Genomic DNA, 18,116 nt, shown 5'->3' on the forward strand with positions numbered 1-18,116 from the left:
CATATCCGCGAGGTTTCGGGCTGCAGCGAGGTGGAACTCGTCTCTGGCGTCACTGGGTCCGCGTAGCCGCGATGTGACGTAAGCATCGCCTGCGTAATGTCCGCTTTCCGCCGTGGCCGAGCGCAAGGCATGCTTAGAGATGCGGCGGTGTGCCGTGGGTGTGGAAGCTTTCGATCGTCTTCAGCCCCCAGGCCTGGCCCTTCTTGCGCTCGGCTTCCGTCCAGGTCACGGTCTGCCAGTCTGGATCGAGGATCAGACGTGCTCCCGCATTGGCGATCTCGACGCGGTTGCCGGCCGGCTCGTAGACATAGAGGAAGAAGGTCTGCTGCACCGCATGCTTGTGCGGTCCCGTCTCGATGAAAACGCCATGCTCAAGAAAAAGGTCGGCAGCTTCCAGGATGTGTTCGCGCTGATCGACTGCGTAGGTAACGTGATGGAAGCGCCCGCGCGCGCTCGTATGGTCGCGCGTATAGGCGATGTCGTAGCTCTTGTTGTTGACGGTGAACCAGCAGCCGCCGACCTCGCCTGAATCGAGCACGATCTGCTCGGTCACGCGGCTGCCCAGCGCTTTCGGCATGAACTCGCGGATCACGGCGACGTCCTGCGCCAGCAGGTTGAGATGGTCGAGCCGGCGCACCGCGCAGCCGCGGCCATGGTTGCGTTGCGCCTGGTTCTTCAGCGCCGGCCGCTCACTCTCCGGCGCTTCGTATTTGCGGGTGTCGAAATAGATTTCGAAGACATGGTCGTCGGGATCGCGGAAGCGATAGGCGCGGCCATGGCCAAGATCGCCCTCGACCCAGCCCATGCCGGCGCCCATCGCCTCGATCACCGCGACACGCCGCAGCAGCGCAGGCCCGCTGGTCGCGCGGTATCCGATATGGCCGACACCGGTCCTGTTCGAGGCCGTGAGCTTCAGTGTGTGAAACTCGTAATCGTCCCAGGCACGCAGATAGACCGAATCGCCCTCGCGCCCGCTCTCGGTCAGCCCGAAAATGTTCACGAAGAAATCGAGGCTCGCCCCGGGCTTGTCGGTGAAAAGCTCGACATGGCCGAGATGGGCGATGTCGAAGCAGGGCTCGTCGCTCATCCCCAGACTTCCTTCGCGACCTCGAGGATGCGCGAGAGCTTGGCCCATTGCTCGTCCTCGGCCAGCACATTGCCTTCCTCGGTCGAGGCGAACCCACATTGCGGCGACAGGCAGAGCTGGTCGAGGGCAGCGAATTTCGCGGCCTCCTCGATCCGGCGCTTGAGGTTGTCCTTGCTTTCGACAGTGCCGAATTTGGATGTCACGAGACCGAGCACGACCTGCTTGTCGCCCTTCGGCAGGAAGCGAAGCGGCTCGAAGCCGCCGGAGCGGTCGTCGTCCCACTCCATGAAATAGCCGTCGACATCGATCTGGTTGAAGACCATGTCGGCGACGGGCTCGTAGCCGCCCGAAGCGATGAAGGTCGACTTGAAGTTGCCGCGGCAGGTGTGGGTGGTGATCGCCATGTCGGCCGGCTTGGCTTTGAGCGCGGCGTTCAGGATGTCGCGATAGATGAAGATCAGCTTGTCGGGGTCGTCGCCGCGCTCCGCCAGCATCTTGCGCTGCTCGGGATCGCAGAAATAGGACAGGCTGGTGTCGTCGAGTTGCAGATAGCGGCAGCCGGCGTCGTAGAAGGCCTTGATCGCCTTGGCGTAGGCCTTGCCGAGGTCGTCGTAGTAATCCTCCATCCTGTAGTAGGCGCTGGCGTCGATCGCTTTCCGCCCGCCGCGGTAATGCAGCATCGACGGGCTCGGGATCGTCATCTTCGGCACCCGGCTGGTGACCGAGGCGAGGAACCTGAAATGCGCGAGATGCGGGTGGTCGTCGGGGAAATCGAGCTTGCCGGTGACACGAATGCCGCGCGCCTTGGTTGCGACGCCCTTGAACTGGATGCCTGAATCGGAATCGTAGCCGGTGACGCCGGTCAGGGCTTCAAGGAAGTCGAAATGCCAGAAGGCGCGGCGATACTCGCCGTCCGTGACGGCCTGCAGACCGATGTCCTCCTGCTTGCGGACGAGCTTGCGGATCTCCTCGTCCTCGATCGCGGTCAGTTCGGCCGGGCTGATCTCGCCGGCTGCTGCCTTGGCGCGAGCGTCCTTGACCGGTGTGCTGCGCAGCAGGCTGCCCACCATGTCGCCGCGGAAGGGTGGCTTCTGTCTCGAGGTCATGTGAATTCCTCCTGGTTTCTGGTTTTCAGGCTGCGGCGGCGAGGCCGAGGTGATGTTCGAGCCGTTCCGGCTCACGCAGAAGGGTAGCACTGCGCTCAGCCAGCACCACGCGACCGCGTTCGAGGACGATGGCGTCGTCCGTCAGTTCGAGGATCTTGCGGGCGTGCTGCTCGATGACGATGGCCGCGAGCCCTTCCTCGCGGAAGAGGATCTTCAGCGCCTTGAGCAGTTCCTCGACGATGATCGGGGCGAGCCCCTCGGTCGGCTCGTCGAGAAGCAGCAGCCTTGGGTTCAGCATCAAGGCGCGACCGATCGCCAGCATCTGCTGTTCGCCACCGGAGAGCTGGTTGCCGAGATTGCCCTTGCGCTCCGCGAGGCGCGGGAACATGCGAAAGACGCGGGCGGCATCCCACGGGCCGGGCCGCGCGACAGCCGTCAAGTTCTCCAGCACGGTCAGTGACTTGAAGATATTTCGCTCCTGCGGGGCCCAGCCGATGCCGGCATGGGCGCGCTGCTCCGGCGAAGCGGATGTGAGATCACGTCCGGCCAGCATGATACGCCCGCCCCGGCGGCGCGTGACGCCGATGATGCTGTTGACCAGGGTCGTCTTGCCGACACCGTTGCGCCCGAGCAGCGCGAGCGAATGCCCCTCGGCCAGGGTCAGGTCGATGTCGAACAGCACCTGTGCCTCGCCATAGCCGGCGCTCAGCTTTTCGATCCGAAGCAGTTCAGACATGGGTGCAAGTTCAGACATGGGCGCCCTCGCCGAGATAGGCATGCCGGACGGCTGGATCGCGTGCCATGTCGTCCGGCGTCCCCTCCGCCAGGATGCGACCGTTGACCAGCACGGTGATGCGCGTCGCGAAGCGGAAGACCAGGTCCATGTCGTGCTCGATCAGCAGCACGGAGACGTCGTCCGGCAGCGAGCCGACCATCTCCATCAACTCGCGGCGTTCGGCCTCCGGGACGCCGGCAGCCGGCTCGTCGAGCAGCAGAACGGAGGGCTTCGCCGCGAAGGCCGCAGCGATCTCGATCTGGCGCTGCTTGCCATAGGGGAGCGTTGAGATGCTCCGGTCCATGATGTCGTCGAGCTTGAAGCGGGACAGGATCTCGGCCGTCTGCGTCACGAGCTCGGTGTCGCGATCAAGCGCCCGGAACGGGTCGGCACCGCGGCCGAGCCGCTCGGAGGTGACGAGCGCGATCATTTCGAGCGGCGTCATGGTCGCGAAGAGCTGGTTGATCTGGAAGGTGCGCGCCAGCCCGCGCTTGACCCGCGCCTCGCGCACCAGCCTCGTGATGTCCTCGCCCATCAGCTCGATGCGCCCCGAGCTCGGTTTCAGGACACCGGTGAGCTGGTTGATGAAAGTGGTCTTGCCGGCGCCGTTGGGCCCGATCAGCGCATGGCGTGCGCCCTTCGCCAGTGTGAAATCGACATGGTCGGTCGCGACGATGCCGCCAAAACTCTTGCACAGGTCGAAGGTCTGGAGCGCCGCATTCATCGCGCGGGCCCCTTGCCGAGGCGCGCAAAGCGTGAGGCCGTGGCCTTGACAGCGCCATGGATCAGCTCGCGGCCGCCGAGCACGAACAGCACCAGGAAAAGCCCGATCCAGAACATCCAGTATTGCGGGGTGAAGGTCGCGATCGCATCCTGCAACAGCTTGAAGGCGATCGCGCCGATGAGCCCGCCATAGAGATAGCCGGCGCCGCCGATGATCAGCACGAGCATCAGGTCGGCGGAGCGGTGGAAATCGAGCACGTCGAGCGAGACGAACTGCGTGGTCTGGGCAAGCAGCGCACCCGCGGCCCCGGCATAGGCCGCGGCCAGCGTGTAGGCGGCGGCGAGGCGCCACCCGTTCGGCACGCCCGAGGCCGAGGCGCGCAGGGGATTGTCGCGGATCGCGCGCAGGCCGAGACCGAAGGGCGAGTTCGTCACGCGTCGCGCGGTCAGGAACAGCAAAAACAGAACGCTGAGCGAATAGAAATACGCCGTGCGGCCGAAGATGTCGAAATCGAAAAGGCCCAGGACCGGCGCCATCACGATGCCCTGCAAGCCATCTGCGCCACCGGTGAGCGCGCTGAAGGAATTGGCCAGCTCGTAGAGGATGAGCGCGACCCCGAGTGTGATCATGAGCCGCGTCAGGTCGGTGCCACGCAAGACGAGAGGGCTGGTGACGAGGCTGAGCAATCCCGCCGCGCCCATGCCGACGGCAAGCCCGGCCAGCGGATCGGCGGTGACATATTTTGCCGCGAGCCCGGCCGCATAAGCGCCCATGCCGAGAAAGGCGGCATGGCCGAGCGAGACGATGCCGGCATAGCCGAGGATCAGGTCGAGCGAGAGCGCGAAGAGCGCCAGGATCGCGATCTCGTTGAGCAGCAGCAGATGCCGCGGGAACGCCAGATACGCCCCGAAGGCGACCAGCCAGAAGGCGATCTCGGCCGGATGCCAGCGGCGCGAGGCAAACAGCGCCTGGCGGACACGGGTCTCGAAAGCGGGCGTCGTCATGCGCGCGCCCTCGCGAACAGCCCATGCGGCCGGGTGATCAGCAGCACCACCATCAGCGCGTAGATGATGAAGGCGCCGACCTGCGGAACGAGATACTTGCCGACGACGTCGGCGACGCCGAGCAGCATGGCGGCGAAGAATGGGCCGGTGATGCTGGAGGTTCCGCCGACCGTGACGACGATCAGGAAGTAGATCATGAACTTCAGCGGGAATGTGGGATCCAGCCCCATCAGTTCGATGCCGAGCGCGCCGCCCAGGCCGGCGAGCCCGGAGCCCAGTGCGAAGGTCAGCGCGAAGAGACGGGTGACCGGAATGCCGAGCCCGCGCGCCACGCGGGCGTCGTCGACGGAGGCACGCAGCCGGCTGCCGAAACGCGTGCGCGTGAAGCCCCATTGCAGCGAGACCGCGAGCAGCCCGCATACTGCGATGACGAACAGCCTGTAGCGGCCGATGCCGATGCCGGCGATTTCAAAACGCCCCTGCAGCCAGGCCGGCAACCGGATGAACTGCTGGCCGGAACCCATCAGCCAGTCGGTGCCTGCCACCGCCATGAAGACGAGGCCAATCGAAAACATCACCTGGTCGAGATGGCTCTTGGCGTACATCGGCCGGTAGATCAGCCGCTCCAGCACGATCCCGACCAGCGCCGCCACGAGGAAAGCGAGCGGCAGGCTGGCCAGGAACGGCAGGCCGAGCCTTTGCATCGCGGCCACCGCGACATAACCGCCGAGCATCGCGAAAGCGCCGTGGGCGAGGTTGACGAAATTCATCAACCCCATCGTCACGGACAGCCCGCAGCCAAGCACGAAGAGCACCATCCCGTAGGCGATGCCGTCGAACAGGATGGTCAGCATGTGCGGTGATCCGGGCTGGCCGGCACGCTCCTCACTTGCGCGCCTTCACCGGGTCCTTGACGTTCGGGATGGTCGCGAACTCGACATTGTAGAGTTCGGAGCCGACCTTTTCGGTCTTGCGGACATAGACGTTCTGAATGATGTCGCGCGTATCGGGGTCGATCGAGATCGGCCCGCGCGGGCTTTCCCAGGCCGCGCCCTTCATCGCCGCGATCAGCTTGTCACCCTCGGTGTCGCCGCCGGTCTTCTTCAGCGCCTCGGTGATCAGCCGCATGCCGTCATAGCCGCCGACCGACATGAAGTTCGGGCGCATGCCGGGATTGGCCTTCTGGAAGGCCTCGACATAGGCCTTGTTCGCCGGGCTGTCGTGCCGGGCGGAATAATGGTGCGTCGTGATGGCGCCGATCGCGACGTCGCCGATGCCGTCGAGGATGTCGTCATCGACCACGTCGCCGGGTCCGATCAGCTTGACGCCCGCCTTGTCCAGCCCTCGCTCGACGAACTGCTTCATGAACTGCGCGCCGATCCCCGACGGCACGAAGACGAAGAGCGCGTCAGGCTTCGCTTCGGAGACACGCTGCAGGAAGGGTGCGAAATCGGGATTGCGCAGCGGCACGCGCACGCTCTCGACGGTGCCGCCCGCTCCCTTGAACTTGGCGGCAAAGGAGGTTTCTGCATCGATCCCCGGCCCGTAATCGGTCACGACCGTAAAGACCTTCTTGATGCTGTTGCCAGCCGCCCAGTCCGCCATCGGCTCCGACGCCTGCGGCAGCGTGAAGGACGTCCGCACGATATAGGGCGAGGCCTCGGTGATCGTCGCGGTCGCGGCCGCCATCACCACCTGCGGCACTTTCGCCTGCGTCGCGATCGGCGCCGTCGCCATGGCGAGCGGTGTCAGGCCGAAGCCGGCGAGCACCGCGACCTTGTCGTTTACGACCAGTTCTTGAGCGAACCGGCGAGTGGCGTCGGCATTGCCGGCATCGTCCTTGAGAATGACCTCCAGCTTGCGACCGCCATGGACCGGGCCTTCCTTTGCGAGGAACAGCTTCACCGCCGCGTCGATCTGCCGGCCGGTCGAAGCGAAGGGGCCGGTCATCGGCAAGATCAGGCCGATCTTGACCGCGTCCTGCGCCAGTACCGCGCCTCCAGCCGAGACCGCCAGAGCGAGGCCGAGAATTCCACCCAGAACCGTCCTGCGATGCGTCATGTCCATATTCCTCCCGATCGTGTTGTTTTGATCCCCTTGGCGGGGCTTGCTCTGCTTATTCGTCGTCGCGATAGATCAGCCCGGCCTTGGCGAGGCCTTCGCGCATAGCGTACATGTCCAGCCCGAGTTCGCCAAAGGCAAGCCTGCGGCGTTTGTCCTCCTCGTTCGCCTCGCGCTTGATCGCGGCGGCGGCGACGGCCTCGGCATCGAGCCGTGGCACGACCACGACACCGTCATCATCGGCGACGATGACGTCGCCGGGATGAACGAGCGCGCCGGCGCAAACCACCGGCACGTTGACTGAGCCCGGCGTCGCCTTGACCGTGCCTTTGGCCGAGATCGCGCGCGACCAGACCGGGAAGCCCATTTCGGTGAGAATGCGCACGTCGCGCACCCCGGCATCGATGACGAGCGCGATGCCGCCGCGCGCCTTGAGCGACGTCGCCAGCAGATCGCCGAACATGCCGTCGGTGTTGTCGGTCGTGCAGGCGACGACGAGCACGTCGCCGGGCTTGACCTGTTCGATCGCGACATGGATCATCCAGTTGTCGCCGGGTTGGGCGAGGACCGTGACGGCGTTGCCGGCGATCTGGGCCCCCGCAAAGATCGGCCGCATATAGGGCTTCATCAGGCCGCTCCGGCCCATCGCCTCATGCGTCGTCGAGACGCCGACCTCGGCCAGCGTCGCGATGTCGGCGGATGCTGCGCGCTTGCTGGTACGGATGACGACGGGGTTCATGCCAGTATCTCCAGCGCTTCGGGAAAGAGCCGCTGATAGGCCTCGCCATAGGTCATGGCCTTGCCGGAGTTGCGGCCGCCCTGCATGCCTCGGTTCAGCGCGACGCGGGTATAGTATTCCCAGAGATGCTTCTGGGCGGCGAGAACCTCGAACGCCTTGCGTTTGATCTCCCAGACCTCGTCGATGTTGAGGATCACATTGGGCTTGAAGTTGCACTGCTCGGGCTGGTGCGGTTCGAACAGGAAGACCGGAGGAGCCGCGTAGGCCCGCTCCGGATCGGGCTTGTGGCCGGCCGCCTGGGCGATGATGCGTGCCTCCTGGGCGAGGCGCGCCGCCTCAGGATGGTCGACATTGTAGGGGTCTTCGAGAGCGTGGGTCAGGACGAAGCTGGGGCCGAGCTCGTGGAAAAGATCGATCGCCCGGTCGAGCATCGCTTCGGTCGTGCGCAGCGGATAATCGCCCGCATCCATGAACTCGATCTCGGCGCCCAGCACGGCCGCCGCCCGCTCGGCTTCGTCGCGGCGCTGCGCCTTGACGTCTTCCATGCGCACGCCCGCCTTCTTCCAGGCGAACTGGCTCTCGCCGCGCTCGCCATAGGACAGGCAGAGGATCTTGACGCGCATGCCGCGCTTCGCATGCAGTGCGATGGCGCCACCGGCGCGCCAGACGAAATCGCCGGGGTGCGCCGTGATCACCAGCCCTGTTTTCTGCAGGCTCGTCATGGGAGCTGGGTTCCCTCTCGTCTTCTCATTCGGCGGCGGAACGGATCGCGCCAGGTTGGGCTGCCATGATGCTGACCGGCACGAAGGCGCGGCCCTCGATCAGGATGCGCGCGGTGCGCAGCAGCCCGGCCCGCTCGACCAGCGGGTGCTCGATCGTGCCGCCGACCGTCAGCGTCACGGTGAACTCGCCGGTCGGATGCTCCACCGACAGCGCGCGCTCCCGCCCTTGCGGCATGACTGCGACGGCCGCCGCCGGCGAACCGGGCAGCGCCGCGGCGGTCGCCACCGTCACCGCGGCAAAGACGCCAATCGAGGCGTGGCATTCATGCGGGATGAAGCTTCGCGTGCAGATCGCCCCGCCGGCGACCGGCGACGCGACAAGAGCTATTTTCGGCACGACCTTCTTCGAGACGTCACCGAGATTCATCAGCGGGCCCGCAGCGAGGCGGATGCGCTCGATACGCTGCTTGAGGTCCATGTCGCTATCGAGTTGATCGCGCGACTCATAGCCGGTCCGCCCGACATCCGCCGCCCGCATCACGATGACCGGCATGCCGTTGTCGATCAGCGTACAGGGCACGCCCTCGATCTCGTCCACGACATGCCCCGTTGGCAACAAGGCCCCGCAGACCGAACCCTCCGCATTGAGAAAACCGATATCGATCGGCGCCGAGGTTCCCGGCACGCCATCGATGCGTGCAGGGCCTTCGGCGCTCGCCTCGCCATCGCGCGTGTCCATCGTCAGATCTGCGACGGTGCCAGTATTGACCGTGCGAACCCGGACCGTCGTGCGCGCGCCATTCGCAGTCACCAGCCCGCGCGCCAGTGCAAAGGGCCCGATCCCGGCAAGAATATTGCCGCAGTTTGGCGTCGTATCGACGGATGCCGTCTCGACCCCGACCTGCGCGAACAGGAAATCGATATCGCAGCCGGGCTCGCTGGATGCTGAGACGATCGCGACCTTGCTGGTCAGGGGATGGGCGCCACCGAGCCCGTCGACCTGGCGCTTGTCCGGCGAACCCATCACTGCCAGCAGAAAGGCATCACGCAGGGCGACATCCGCCGGCAGATCGTCCCTGAGGAAATAGGCGCCCTTCGAGGTGCCGCCCCGGATCAGCATACAGGGGACTGCGATCTGGCTCATCGCCTCACTCCGACGCCTTGATGCCGGCGCGGGTGATCACGTCGCGCCAGAGCGCAAGCTCCGAGCCGATCAGCTTTCCGAAGCCCTCTGGCGTTTCCGGGCGGGAGATCGCGCCGTCGCGGGCCAGCGCCGCTGCGAATTCCGGCTGGCTCAGCAGGGTGTTGATCTCGCGGTTGAGCCTCTCCACGATCGGGGCCGGCGTCCCCGCCGGCGCCACGAACCCATACCATTGCACGGCCTCGAAATCCTTTAGGCCGCCCTCGGCCAGCGTCGGCAGGTCCGGCGCAAATCCGGCCCGTTCGCGGCTCGCGACGCCGAGCACCCTGAGTTGCCCGCCCTCGGCCAGCGGCAGAACGGCCGGCCCACCCGTCAGCGTGAACTGGACGTTGCCGGCGACGAGGTCGGTCACGGAAGGAGAGGTGCCCCGGTAAGGCACATGAACCGCCTCGATGCCGGCGCGGTAGTTCAGATAGGCGGTCGCGATATGGGCCGCGCTGCCCTGGCCGCCGGAACTGTAGTTCAGCTTGCCGGGGTTCGCCTTGGCATAGGCGACGAATTCCGCCAGGTTTCTGACCGGCAGCCTGGGATTTATCGCCAGGATGTTGGGCACCATCGCGACAAGCGCGACCGGCTGGAAGTCCTTGACCGGATCATAGGGCACATGGGCATAAAGCGAGGGCGCGAAGGCGAGCGTGCCGATATGGCCCATCATCAGGGTGTGGCCGTCGGGCTCCGCCTTCGCGACCTGTCCCGAGGCGGTCATGCCGCCCGCGCCGGGGCGATTTTCGATCACAAGGCCCTTGCCGGGAATGGCCTGCTCCAGTTTGCTGGCGATCAACCGGGCCAGGACATCCGTACTGCCGCCCGGCGTGAAGGGCACGACGATCCGGATGACCTGGCTGGGCCATGCCGGTTGCGCACGTGCGGGGCCAAGACCGGATAGGCTGGCCACCCCCAGGCCAGTGAGAAGCGAGCGACGGTCGAGAGTCATCATGCATCTCCCTTGCTGCGGGCGCCGCGCTGCTGGGCGTCGGCAACCGCGTGAGCAAGGCCGGGGTCGATTCCGGCCGCCGCCAGCATCTCCGCTGACTCGCGCATTTCGGCCGCCCGGCGCATGCCATGTGTCGCGACGCGTTCCCGCATGTCGGCGGCGAGCGCGTGGAATTCGATCGAGGGGAACGTCGCGTGCAGACTGGCGAAGACGGGGTCCTTGACGTCCCAGGCCTCGCAGGCCGCGGAGCAATCGACCATCAGCGTCTCGAGGCCCTTGATCACGATGCTGCGGCAGAGTTTCATCGCCGAAGCTCGACCGACGACCGCGGAAACCGGCGTCAGATTCATGCCCAGCGCGTTGAGCTCCTCGGCGGCCGATTGTGCCTTCGGGCCGCCGGCCAGGATCGAGACCTTGAGGCCGGGTTTCATCACCGGCGCCATCACCGCCGCCTCGATATAATCCGCGCCGCTGGCCTCGACCGCTTTGGCCGCTCTCTGCTTGGTCGAGGGCGCGGCGGAATTCACATCGACGAAGATTTGCCCGGGCCTCAGCCAGGCGGCAGCCTCGATCGCCACCGCCTCGGCCCGATCGGCCGTGACGGCCGAGAAGACGAAACGGGCATCCGGGCCGAGTGCTTCCGGCGACGCGGCGCAACCGACGCCGATCGCCCGGGCCGCATCCTCCAGCCGTCGACCCGCTTCGCTGCCGAACAGCATGTCATAAGCGCAGATACCGGCCGCGCCATTGGCCAGCAGCCCGCGAGCGAAGGTCTGCCCGACTTCACCGAACCCGATGAATGCGATCGTCGCCGGTGCTGGACCAGCCATCGTCGCGCCTCCCTGTGCGTTTCTTCCCACAGCAAGGGTGGCCCAGGCTCATTCTCTCATCAAATGATAAGAATGCAGCGATTGATTACTTTCATTCATCTCTCCGCGGCGTAACGCTGCGCTTCAGCGCCTGGCTCAGCAGCGACAGTAGATCGCGCGCCGCCGGGCGCAACGGCACGGTCTTGCGGGTGATGATGCCGAGGGTTCGTGAAATGGCCGGCGAGCGCAAAGGGATCGCGACCAGTTCGCCGACATCGACCACATCGAGCGCGAGCTGAGGCACGATCGCATAGCCGATACCCGAGCGCACCAGGCTGACCGCGGTCACGACGCGCTGAACCTCGTAGCGCCACGTCAATGCCTCGCGCCGGGCACCCAGTGCATCGTCTATCAGGATGCGATTGCCGGTCTCGGCACTGATGCGCACCAATGGTTCGTCCTGCAGCTGCGCCCAAGTCAGCGATGTCGCCCCGGCGAGCGGCATGCTGCGATGGCTGACCAGAACGAAGGGCTCCTTGACGATCGGCTTGAGTTCGAGATCCCAGCGGTTCGCCGCGACGATGGTGACGCCAAACTCCGCCTCGCCCGACTGGACCTTGTCGGCGATCTCAGAGGCCGAATTGTCATGGACCCGGACGCCGATGCCTGGATGGCGCCTGGCGAAGGCCGCGATCACTGACGGCATGCAATGCACGGCCACGGTCGGCAGGCACCCGACCGCAACCTGCTCGTCGGCCGCGTGCACGTCGACCCTGACCTCGTTGATCGCCGATCCGAGATCCTCGAAGATCCGCCGTGCACGCGGCAACAACGTCGTGCCGGCAGCGGTCAGCGAAACCTGGCGAGTGGTCCGCAGTAAGAGCGGCGTACCGAGCGACTCTTCCAACTTGCGTACACGATGGCTGAGCGCTGTCTGGGACAAGTTCAGATGCGACGCTGCAGCGCGAAAACTGCCGCGCTCCGCGATACTGATAAAGGCCTGCAAGCCGAGGACGTCCGCGCGCATCAGGCACGCTAGCGTTTTACGTGGCCGATTGCGAGATTCCAGACGCCGGTCAGCATCGGTGCCGATGACTACCCGATCTCAGAGGTGAGGATACGCCGACAGAAGCAAGGTAATGAGATACGCAAAATGCACAGGCAGGACTTGCAGAGCACGAGAACCACTCTGCCGGATGGATACCATTCACGAAGCCGGGTCTGAGAGGGTGGAGATGCCGCACATCGCCTATCTTCTCTTCCCCCGCGCCCCGCTCGGCGACGGCGTCTTCGCCTTGTTCTCCGCACCGAGCTTGCGCCAGCGTGCCAACCGTTCGGGGTCGATCGCGCCGCTCGCCACTGCCGCCTGCACGGCGCAGCCGGGCTCGTGCTCATGGGTGCAGTCGCGAAAGCGGCAGGACGGGGCGAGCTCGGTGATTTCGGCGAACAGCGTCTCCAGCCCCCCGGCCGCGTCGCTGACATGGAGCGTGCGCATGCCCGGCGTATCGATCACCCAGCCGCCCCCGGCGATGGCGTGCAGCGAACGCGCGGTCGTGGTGTGGCGGCCTTTTGCATCGTGTTCGCGGATCTCGCCGGTCTGCTGCGGCTCGCCGTCGACATGGCCCGCCAGCGCATTCACCAGCGTCGATTTGCCGACGCCAGACGAGCCGACCAGGGCCACGGTGCGCCCCTCCCCGCACCAGGGCTGGAGGGCAACCGCCGCATCCGCCGCGCGCGGGTTCACCACCACCACGGCAAGCCCCCGCTGCAGTGCCGCGGCCTGCTCGCGATAGGCCTCCACATCCTCGGCGAGATCGGCCTTGGTCAGCAGGATCACCGGCTCGGCGCCGCTCTCATTGACCAGCGCCAGATAGCGCTCCAGCCGGGCGGCGTTGAAATCGGCATTGCAGGAGGTGACAATGAACAGCGTGTCGATATTGGCCCCTGCCGCTTGCGGCGACGTGCCGCCCTCGGTGCGCCGCGCCAGTACCGTCCTGCGCTCCAGCCGGCGGACCAGCAGGTCGGAGCCGGGCTCGACCAGCACCCAGTCGCCGACGGTGAAATCGCCGGTCCGGGCATGGACGGGCAGCACCAGCCTGATCGGCCCCGTCGTCGCGATCGCCGTCATCCGGGCGCGATGCACGGTGGCGACGCGCGCCGGCACGAGCCCGGCTTCGTCGGGCTCGCACTGCTCGGCGAAGAAAGCCTGCCAGCCCAATGCGGCAAGAGACGGCGCGGCAAGAGACGGCGCGGCTTCGTTCTCGCTCACGATCTCGCCCGGCGCTGAAGTCTCGGTCCCATCCGCGATGCTAGAGCGGGCTTTTGCCACGCTGGCAAGTCCAGCCGGCACGGACGACTGGACTCGATCGCGGCGCAGCCGCAGACAGGAACCCTGCCCTGCCCACGCAAGCGCGAAAGCTGACGCCCATGCCAAGCCCTATCTCCATCGGAATCATCGGCGCCGGCATCATGGGCGAGCGGCTGCTGCGCGCGATCCTCGATCAGTCGCCGGACCAGCTGCGCGTCGCCGGGATCTGGGACCCCTCGGTCGAGGCCATGGCGCGCATCGCGGTCGCGCTACCTTCCGTGCCGCGCCAGACCGATGCGGCGGCGCTGATCGCCAGCAGCGACTGCGTCTATGTCGCCTCGCCGCCCGCCTCGCATCTCGGCCATGCCCGCGCGGCGCTGGCCGCCGGCAAGACAGTCTTCTGCGAAAAACCGCTGGCGGTCGATGTCGCCGACGCCCGCGCCTTCGTCGCGGAGGCGGGAGGCCGCGGCGCCGTCAACTTTCCATTCGCCTCCTCGCTTGCGGTGGCGACGTTGCAGGACTGGATCGCGCAGGGCATGGTCGGCAAGGTCGAGCGCGTGACGATCGAGGTCGCCTTCGCCACCTGGCCGCGCCCCTGGCAGGCCGACGCGGCAGGCTGGCTCGACCGCAGGATCCAGGGCGGCTTCACGCGCGAGGTCGTCTCGCATTTTCTCTTCCTGACCCGCAGGCTCGTCGGCCCGCTGCACGGGCTTGCCGCCGGCGCCTCCTTCCCCGATCCGGATCGCTCCGAACGCGCCATCGAAGCCAGCCTCAGGGCCGGCGAAATCCCGGTCGGGCTGACCGGCGGCGTCGGTACGACGACGAAGGACGACCACAACATCTGGATGCTGGAAGGCGACCAGGGCGCCGTCAGGCTGCGCGACTGGTCGATCGCCGAGCGCCGCATGGCGGACGGCGACTGGCAGCCGGCGGAGGGCGCGCTCCCCAACGAACAGGCCCGCCCGATCTCGCTGAAGCGCCAGCTCGAAGGCGTGGTCCAGATGGCGCGCGGCGAGCCGCACCATCTCGCGACGCTCGCCGCGGCGCTCGCGGTGCAGGAGATCGTCGAGGCGATCCTGACGGGCTGAGCCGGGCGTGATCGACGCGCCGATCCGAACCGCGCCCTACGCATGGAACGCCGAAATCGAGCCTCGCGTTATGCGAGTGGGGCGTCGTCCACGGAGTGTCACGCCATGATCATCCTCACCGGTCTCATCGCAGCGTCCCTGTCCAGCGGCATGGTTTTGCCCGTCGCCGACGGTCCGCCGCGCTTCGACATCGAGCAGACCTGCCGGCAGGCCAACGAGCCGGCAACCGGCGTTGGCCGGCCCAACCAGAGCTGCCGCGACGACGAGCGGCAGGCGCAGGTTTCGCTCCAGCAGCACTGGACCGCCTTCCCGGTCTCGAACCGAGGCACCTGTGTGGAAGGCGCGAGGCTCGTCGGCCCGCCGAGCTATGTCCAGGTTCTGACCTGCCTGGAGATGGCCGCGCCGAAATGAGGCACGGCTGCGCCTGGATCGATCGGGCCGGCCGATAGCTGTGGAAGGTCCGCAGCGGCTCGGCCGGCGCAGCGGCAGGCCGTGCTAGAAGCACCGGCCGACCGCACCAGATTAGGACGACGCAACCACCGCATGACCACGGCGATCGACATGGGCACCACCCGGACGGGCGAGCCGGGCTGGCTCGACCTCGCCGAGCTGCTGGCGACGCGCCTGCTCGTGCAGGGCAATTCCGGCTCGGGCAAGTCACATCTGCTGCGCCGCCTGCTGGAGCAGAGCGCGCCGCTGGTCCAGCAGGCCGTGATCGACCCGGAGGGCGATTTCGTCTCGCTGGCCGACCAGTTCGGCCATGTCGTGGTCGATGCGGAGTGCGGCGAGGCCGAGTTGCAGCGCGTCGCGCTCAGGGTCCGGCAGCACCGCGTCTCGGTCGTGCTGAACCTCGAGAACCTCGATGCCGACGAGCAGCTGCGCGCCACGGCCGCCTTCCTCGGCGGGCTCTTCGACGTCGATCGCAGCCTCTGGTTCCCGATGCTGGTGGTGGTCGACGAAGCCCAGCTTTTTGCGCCTGTCATGGCGGGCGAGGCCTCCGACGAGGCCCGTCGGCTCTCGCTCGGGGCCATGACCAACCTGATGTGCCGCGGCCGCAAGCGGGGCTTGGCCGGCGTGATCGCGACCCAGCGCCTCGCCAAGCTCGCCAAGAACGTTGCGGCCGAGGCCTCGAACTTCCTGATGGGCCGCACCTTCCTCGATATCGACATGGCCCGCGCCGCCGATCTGCTCGGCATGGACCGGAAGCAGGCCGAGATGTTTCGCGATCTCGAACGCGGCCAGTTCGTCGCGCTCGGCCCTGCCCTGTCGAAGCGCCCGCTGCCGCTGCGCATCGGCAAGGCGACCTCGGTCGATCGCGGCGGCGCGCCCGGCCTGATGCCGCTGCCGGAGCAGGCGCCAGAAGAGGCCGGCAAGCTGATCTTCACGGCCGGCGCCGACGAGCCCGTCCAGGCGCTGCGCACGCCCCGCCCGGCCCCGCGTCCGCGCCCGGCCAACGACGTCATGCGTCAGATCGAGACCTACCGCCCGACGCCCGCCCCGGAGCCCGAGCCCGAAATCCCGATGGAGCCGGCCGAGCGCGAGGCGATCATGGCCGAGATCCTGCGCGAGCTGATGGCCGATCCCGAGGCGCGCTCGCGCCAGGTCGCAGTGCTCTATCAGGACTTCACAGTGCGCTGCCGGATGCGCCGACTCGGCCGCACCAATCCGAGCCTCGAAGAGTTCCGCCGCCGGCTCGTCGTGGCCCGGGCCGGCGCCAGCGACGAACTTGCCGGCTCGAAGGTCTGGCAGGAGGCGGTCTCGGCCTCGCTCGCCCTGCCCGACGATCTGCAGGGTCTGTTCCTGTTCATCGCCCGCGCCGCCATCGAACGTGCCCCGGCACCCGGCGACGCCGAACTCGCCGCCGTCTATGGCAGCCATAGCCCCAGCCGGGCCCGCCGCCTGATCGGCTATATCGAGGAGCGCGGCCTGCTCGTCTGCCACGTCGATTTCCGCGGGCAGCGCACGCTCGCCCTGCCGACGCTCGGACTGGAAACGGCACCGGGCCTCGCCCAGCCGCGCACGGCGGGAATGCCGCGCGGCGCAAGAGGCTGACCTCGGAGCGTTTCGCTCGGAAACACGCCGTCATTCCGGACAAGCCGCGTCAGCGGCGCCGATCCGAATCCATCATTGAGCACGACAGCGCCTTGCGATGGATTCCGGGTCTCCGCTGCGCTGCGCCCGGAATGACGGCGCGTGTTGGACGCACGGTCGCGACAGGACGAAACTCTCAATGCCCCTTGCCGCCGGTCGATACCGTCATCCTGTCCACCCAGGCGATGCCGATCGCAGAGAGGATGAAGACCGTGTGGATCACCGTCTGCAGGATCACCCCGGTCGCGGTATAGTTCGTCGCCGTCGCGCTGCCGATATTGCCGGCCTCGATGAAGGTCCGCAGCAGGTGGATCGACGAGATGCCGATGATCGCCATGGCGAGCTTGATCTTGAGTACGCTGGCGTTGACGTGGCTGAGCCATTCGGGCTGGTCGGGATGGTTCTGCAGGCCGAGCCGCGAGACGAAGGTCTCGTAGCCGCCGACGATGACCATGATCAGCAGGTTCGAGATCATCACCACGTCGATCAGGCCGAGCACCACCAGCATGATCTGCTGCTCGCCGAACGACCCTGCATGGCTGACGAGATGCCAGAGTTCCTTCAGGAACAGGAAGACATAGACGCACTGCGCCACGATCAGCCCGAGATAGAGCGGCACCTGCAGCCAGCGCGAGCTGAAGATGATCATCGGCAGCAGCTTGACCGCGACGGGGATCGAAGGCGGCGGGGTTTCGCCAGGATGCGACATGGATGGGTTTCCGACAGGGTTCGAGGTCATGCTGCAATGCAAGATCGCTGCGACCGTGAGATGATGCGCCGGTGCGTCCGGCGCAAGCGCGATGTTCGACATCGCCGGAGACGCCTGAACCGAAGATGAAATCTTGTCCACCTTCGCGATCGCGTCTTTTCTGCCGCAATGGCAGCGCATAGATTGTGTTACAACAAGAGGAACGGCTCACGTTCCTCTCGCCTTGGAGAGGAAGAGGAGTTTTCCGATGTTCAAGACCCTGACCATCGCTGCTGCCCTCGGTGCGGCGAGCCTGCTCGCCAACCCGGCATCGGCCGCCCCGATCAACGCCACCGCGGGTTCTGCGCTAGCGCTGAGCCAGAGCGGCAAGGGCCTCGTTGAGACCGTGCAATACCGCCGCTACGGCTATGGTGGCTATCGCGGCGGGCCACGCTACGGCTATCGCGGCGGCTACTACCGTGGTGGACGCGGCGCAGCCGTCGGAGCCGGCATCGCGGCTGGTGCCATCGGAGCGCTGGCGGCCGGCGCACTGCTGGCTCCCGGTCCCGTCTATGGCAGCCCCGTCTACGGCGGACCGGTCTATGCCGAGCCGGCTCCGGTATATGCCTCACCCGATGCCGACGCGATCGCCTACTGCTCGCGCCGCTTCCGCAGCTACGACCCCGAGACCGGCACCTACATCGCCAATGGCGGCGTCGTCCGCGCCTGCCCCTGACACGATCCGGTTGGGATAGATGACAGGCTCCCCGCAGCGGTGC

Annotated in this window: 19 protein-coding genes; 4 read left to right on the forward strand and 15 right to left on the reverse strand. The window is 66.7% G+C overall.

From position 1 onward, the window contains the following. Positions 1-133: 133 nt before the first annotated feature. The 14 genes from AXW83_RS08275 to rsgA all read right to left on the reverse strand — a co-directional run bounded on the left by AXW83_RS08275 (position 134) and on the right by rsgA (position 13,431). A complete protein-coding gene (locus AXW83_RS08275; protein ID WP_066612217.1) occupies positions 134-1,087 on the reverse strand; it encodes a VOC family protein in 954 nt (317 codons plus the stop codon). Continuing rightward, positions 1,084-2,193, reverse strand: a complete 1,110-nt coding sequence (locus AXW83_RS08280) for a 5-methyltetrahydropteroyltriglutamate--homocysteine S-methyltransferase (RefSeq protein ID WP_066612219.1) — start codon at positions 2,191-2,193, stop codon at positions 1,084-1,086. The genes AXW83_RS08275 and AXW83_RS08280 overlap by 4 nt, the downstream gene beginning before the upstream one ends. A 25-nt stretch (positions 2,194-2,218) precedes the next feature. Beyond that, the gene (locus tag AXW83_RS08285) at positions 2,219-2,929 is read right to left on the reverse strand and encodes an ABC transporter ATP-binding protein (RefSeq protein ID WP_066612221.1); all 711 of its coding nucleotides are present in this window, start codon (positions 2,927-2,929) and stop codon (positions 2,219-2,221) included. Positions 2,930-2,939: 10 nt separating this feature from the next. Then, a complete protein-coding gene (locus AXW83_RS08290; RefSeq protein ID WP_066612223.1) occupies positions 2,940-3,692 on the reverse strand; it encodes an ABC transporter ATP-binding protein in 753 nt (250 codons plus the stop codon). Continuing rightward, entirely contained in the window at positions 3,689-4,696 is a 1,008-nt protein-coding gene (locus AXW83_RS08295) for a branched-chain amino acid ABC transporter permease (RefSeq protein WP_066612224.1), read from the reverse strand. The genes AXW83_RS08290 and AXW83_RS08295 overlap by 4 nt, the downstream gene beginning before the upstream one ends. After that, positions 4,693-5,550, reverse strand: coding sequence for a branched-chain amino acid ABC transporter permease (locus tag AXW83_RS08300; RefSeq protein WP_066612225.1), 858 nt, complete (start codon positions 5,548-5,550; stop codon positions 4,693-4,695). The genes AXW83_RS08295 and AXW83_RS08300 overlap by 4 nt, the downstream gene beginning before the upstream one ends. A 31-nt stretch (positions 5,551-5,581) precedes the next feature. Further along, positions 5,582-6,757 carry an ABC transporter substrate-binding protein gene (locus tag AXW83_RS08305; RefSeq protein WP_066620136.1) on the reverse strand — a complete coding sequence of 392 codons (1,176 nt, stop codon included), beginning with the start codon at positions 6,755-6,757 and terminating at the stop codon, positions 5,582-5,584. A gap of 55 nt (positions 6,758-6,812) precedes the next feature. Next, positions 6,813-7,496 (reverse strand): 4-carboxy-4-hydroxy-2-oxoadipate aldolase/oxaloacetate decarboxylase, encoded by a 684-nt coding sequence (locus tag AXW83_RS08310; RefSeq protein ID WP_066612226.1) that lies wholly within the window; start codon positions 7,494-7,496, stop codon positions 6,813-6,815. Continuing rightward, the gene (locus AXW83_RS08315; protein WP_066612227.1) at positions 7,493-8,218 is read right to left on the reverse strand and encodes a PIG-L deacetylase family protein; all 726 of its coding nucleotides are present in this window, start codon (positions 8,216-8,218) and stop codon (positions 7,493-7,495) included. The genes AXW83_RS08310 and AXW83_RS08315 overlap by 4 nt, the downstream gene beginning before the upstream one ends. A 25-nt stretch (positions 8,219-8,243) precedes the next feature. After that, entirely contained in the window at positions 8,244-9,362 is a 1,119-nt protein-coding gene (locus AXW83_RS08320; RefSeq protein ID WP_066612236.1) for a 4-oxalomesaconate tautomerase, read from the reverse strand. A 4-nt stretch (positions 9,363-9,366) separates the two neighbouring features. After that, positions 9,367-10,353, reverse strand: coding sequence for a Bug family tripartite tricarboxylate transporter substrate binding protein (locus tag AXW83_RS08325; protein ID WP_210179656.1), 987 nt, complete (start codon positions 10,351-10,353; stop codon positions 9,367-9,369). Continuing rightward, positions 10,353-11,183 carry an NAD(P)-dependent oxidoreductase gene (locus AXW83_RS08330; RefSeq protein WP_066612243.1) on the reverse strand — a complete coding sequence of 277 codons (831 nt, stop codon included), beginning with the start codon at positions 11,181-11,183 and terminating at the stop codon, positions 10,353-10,355. The genes AXW83_RS08325 and AXW83_RS08330 overlap by 1 nt, the downstream gene beginning before the upstream one ends. Positions 11,184-11,274: 91 nt before the next feature. Further along, positions 11,275-12,189: a LysR family transcriptional regulator gene (locus AXW83_RS08335; protein WP_066612245.1), complete on the reverse strand. Its 915-nt coding sequence runs from the start codon at positions 12,187-12,189 to the stop codon at positions 11,275-11,277. Positions 12,190-12,411: 222 nt separating this feature from the next. Further along, positions 12,412-13,431, reverse strand: coding sequence for a ribosome small subunit-dependent GTPase A (gene rsgA / locus AXW83_RS08340; RefSeq protein WP_066612247.1), 1,020 nt, complete (start codon positions 13,429-13,431; stop codon positions 12,412-12,414). Positions 13,432-13,589: 158 nt separating this feature from the next. Here rsgA and AXW83_RS08345 point away from each other — a divergent pair, with 158 nt between their 5' ends. The 3 genes from AXW83_RS08345 (at position 13,590) to AXW83_RS08355 (ending at position 16,610) form a co-directional block, all read left to right on the forward strand. After that, positions 13,590-14,558, forward strand: coding sequence for a Gfo/Idh/MocA family protein (locus tag AXW83_RS08345; RefSeq protein ID WP_066612249.1), 969 nt, complete (start codon positions 13,590-13,592; stop codon positions 14,556-14,558). Between the two features lie 105 nt (positions 14,559-14,663). Continuing rightward, positions 14,664-14,969 carry a hypothetical protein gene (locus tag AXW83_RS08350; RefSeq protein ID WP_066612251.1) on the forward strand — a complete coding sequence of 102 codons (306 nt, stop codon included), beginning with the start codon at positions 14,664-14,666 and terminating at the stop codon, positions 14,967-14,969. A gap of 132 nt (positions 14,970-15,101) precedes the next feature. Further along, the gene (locus tag AXW83_RS08355; RefSeq protein WP_066612253.1) at positions 15,102-16,610 is read left to right on the forward strand and encodes a helicase HerA domain-containing protein; all 1,509 of its coding nucleotides are present in this window, start codon (positions 15,102-15,104) and stop codon (positions 16,608-16,610) included. A gap of 175 nt (positions 16,611-16,785) precedes the next feature. Here the strand turns inward: AXW83_RS08355 and AXW83_RS08360 are convergent, their stop codons facing one another. After that, positions 16,786-17,358: a TIGR00645 family protein gene (locus tag AXW83_RS08360; RefSeq protein WP_066620137.1), complete on the reverse strand. Its 573-nt coding sequence runs from the start codon at positions 17,356-17,358 to the stop codon at positions 16,786-16,788. 247 nt (positions 17,359-17,605) lie between these two features. Here AXW83_RS08360 and AXW83_RS08365 point away from each other — a divergent pair, with 247 nt between their 5' ends. Beyond that, entirely contained in the window at positions 17,606-18,073 is a 468-nt protein-coding gene (locus AXW83_RS08365; RefSeq protein WP_066612255.1) for a BA14K family protein, read from the forward strand. The last annotated feature ends 43 nt before the right edge of the window (positions 18,074-18,116 follow it).

The sequence above is a fragment of the Bosea sp. PAMC 26642 genome (assembly GCF_001562255.1).
Classification (GTDB): Bacteria; Pseudomonadota; Alphaproteobacteria; order Rhizobiales; family Beijerinckiaceae; genus Allobosea.

Coding starts and splice junctions, on each gene's coding strand:
- AXW83_RS08275 (WP_066612217.1), bottom strand. CDS start 1,087: ATGAGCGACGAGCCCTGCTTCGACATCGCCCATCTCGGCCATGTCGAG.
- AXW83_RS08280 (WP_066612219.1), bottom strand. CDS start 2,193: ATGACCTCGAGACAGAAGCCACCCTTCCGCGGCGACATGGTGGGCAGC.
- AXW83_RS08285 (WP_066612221.1), bottom strand. CDS start 2,929: ATGTCTGAACTGCTTCGGATCGAAAAGCTGAGCGCCGGCTATGGCGAG.
- AXW83_RS08290 (WP_066612223.1), bottom strand. CDS start 3,692: ATGAATGCGGCGCTCCAGACCTTCGACCTGTGCAAGAGTTTTGGCGGC.
- AXW83_RS08295 (WP_066612224.1), bottom strand. CDS start 4,696: ATGACGACGCCCGCTTTCGAGACCCGTGTCCGCCAGGCGCTGTTTGCC.
- AXW83_RS08300 (WP_066612225.1), bottom strand. CDS start 5,550: ATGCTGACCATCCTGTTCGACGGCATCGCCTACGGGATGGTGCTCTTC.
- AXW83_RS08305 (WP_066620136.1), bottom strand. CDS start 6,757: ATGACGCATCGCAGGACGGTTCTGGGTGGAATTCTCGGCCTCGCTCTG.
- AXW83_RS08310 (WP_066612226.1), bottom strand. CDS start 7,496: ATGAACCCCGTCGTCATCCGTACCAGCAAGCGCGCAGCATCCGCCGAC.
- AXW83_RS08315 (WP_066612227.1), bottom strand. CDS start 8,218: ATGACGAGCCTGCAGAAAACAGGGCTGGTGATCACGGCGCACCCCGGC.
- AXW83_RS08320 (WP_066612236.1), bottom strand. CDS start 9,362: ATGAGCCAGATCGCAGTCCCCTGTATGCTGATCCGGGGCGGCACCTCG.
- AXW83_RS08325 (WP_210179656.1), bottom strand. CDS start 10,353: ATGACTCTCGACCGTCGCTCGCTTCTCACTGGCCTGGGGGTGGCCAGC.
- AXW83_RS08330 (WP_066612243.1), bottom strand. CDS start 11,183: ATGGCTGGTCCAGCACCGGCGACGATCGCATTCATCGGGTTCGGTGAA.
- AXW83_RS08335 (WP_066612245.1), bottom strand. CDS start 12,189: ATGCGCGCGGACGTCCTCGGCTTGCAGGCCTTTATCAGTATCGCGGAG.
- AXW83_RS08345 (WP_066612249.1), top strand. CDS start 13,590: ATGCCAAGCCCTATCTCCATCGGAATCATCGGCGCCGGCATCATGGGC.
- AXW83_RS08350 (WP_066612251.1), top strand. CDS start 14,664: ATGATCATCCTCACCGGTCTCATCGCAGCGTCCCTGTCCAGCGGCATG.
- AXW83_RS08355 (WP_066612253.1), top strand. CDS start 15,102: ATGACCACGGCGATCGACATGGGCACCACCCGGACGGGCGAGCCGGGC.
- AXW83_RS08360 (WP_066620137.1), bottom strand. CDS start 17,358: ATGTCGCATCCTGGCGAAACCCCGCCGCCTTCGATCCCCGTCGCGGTC.
- AXW83_RS08365 (WP_066612255.1), top strand. CDS start 17,606: ATGTTCAAGACCCTGACCATCGCTGCTGCCCTCGGTGCGGCGAGCCTG.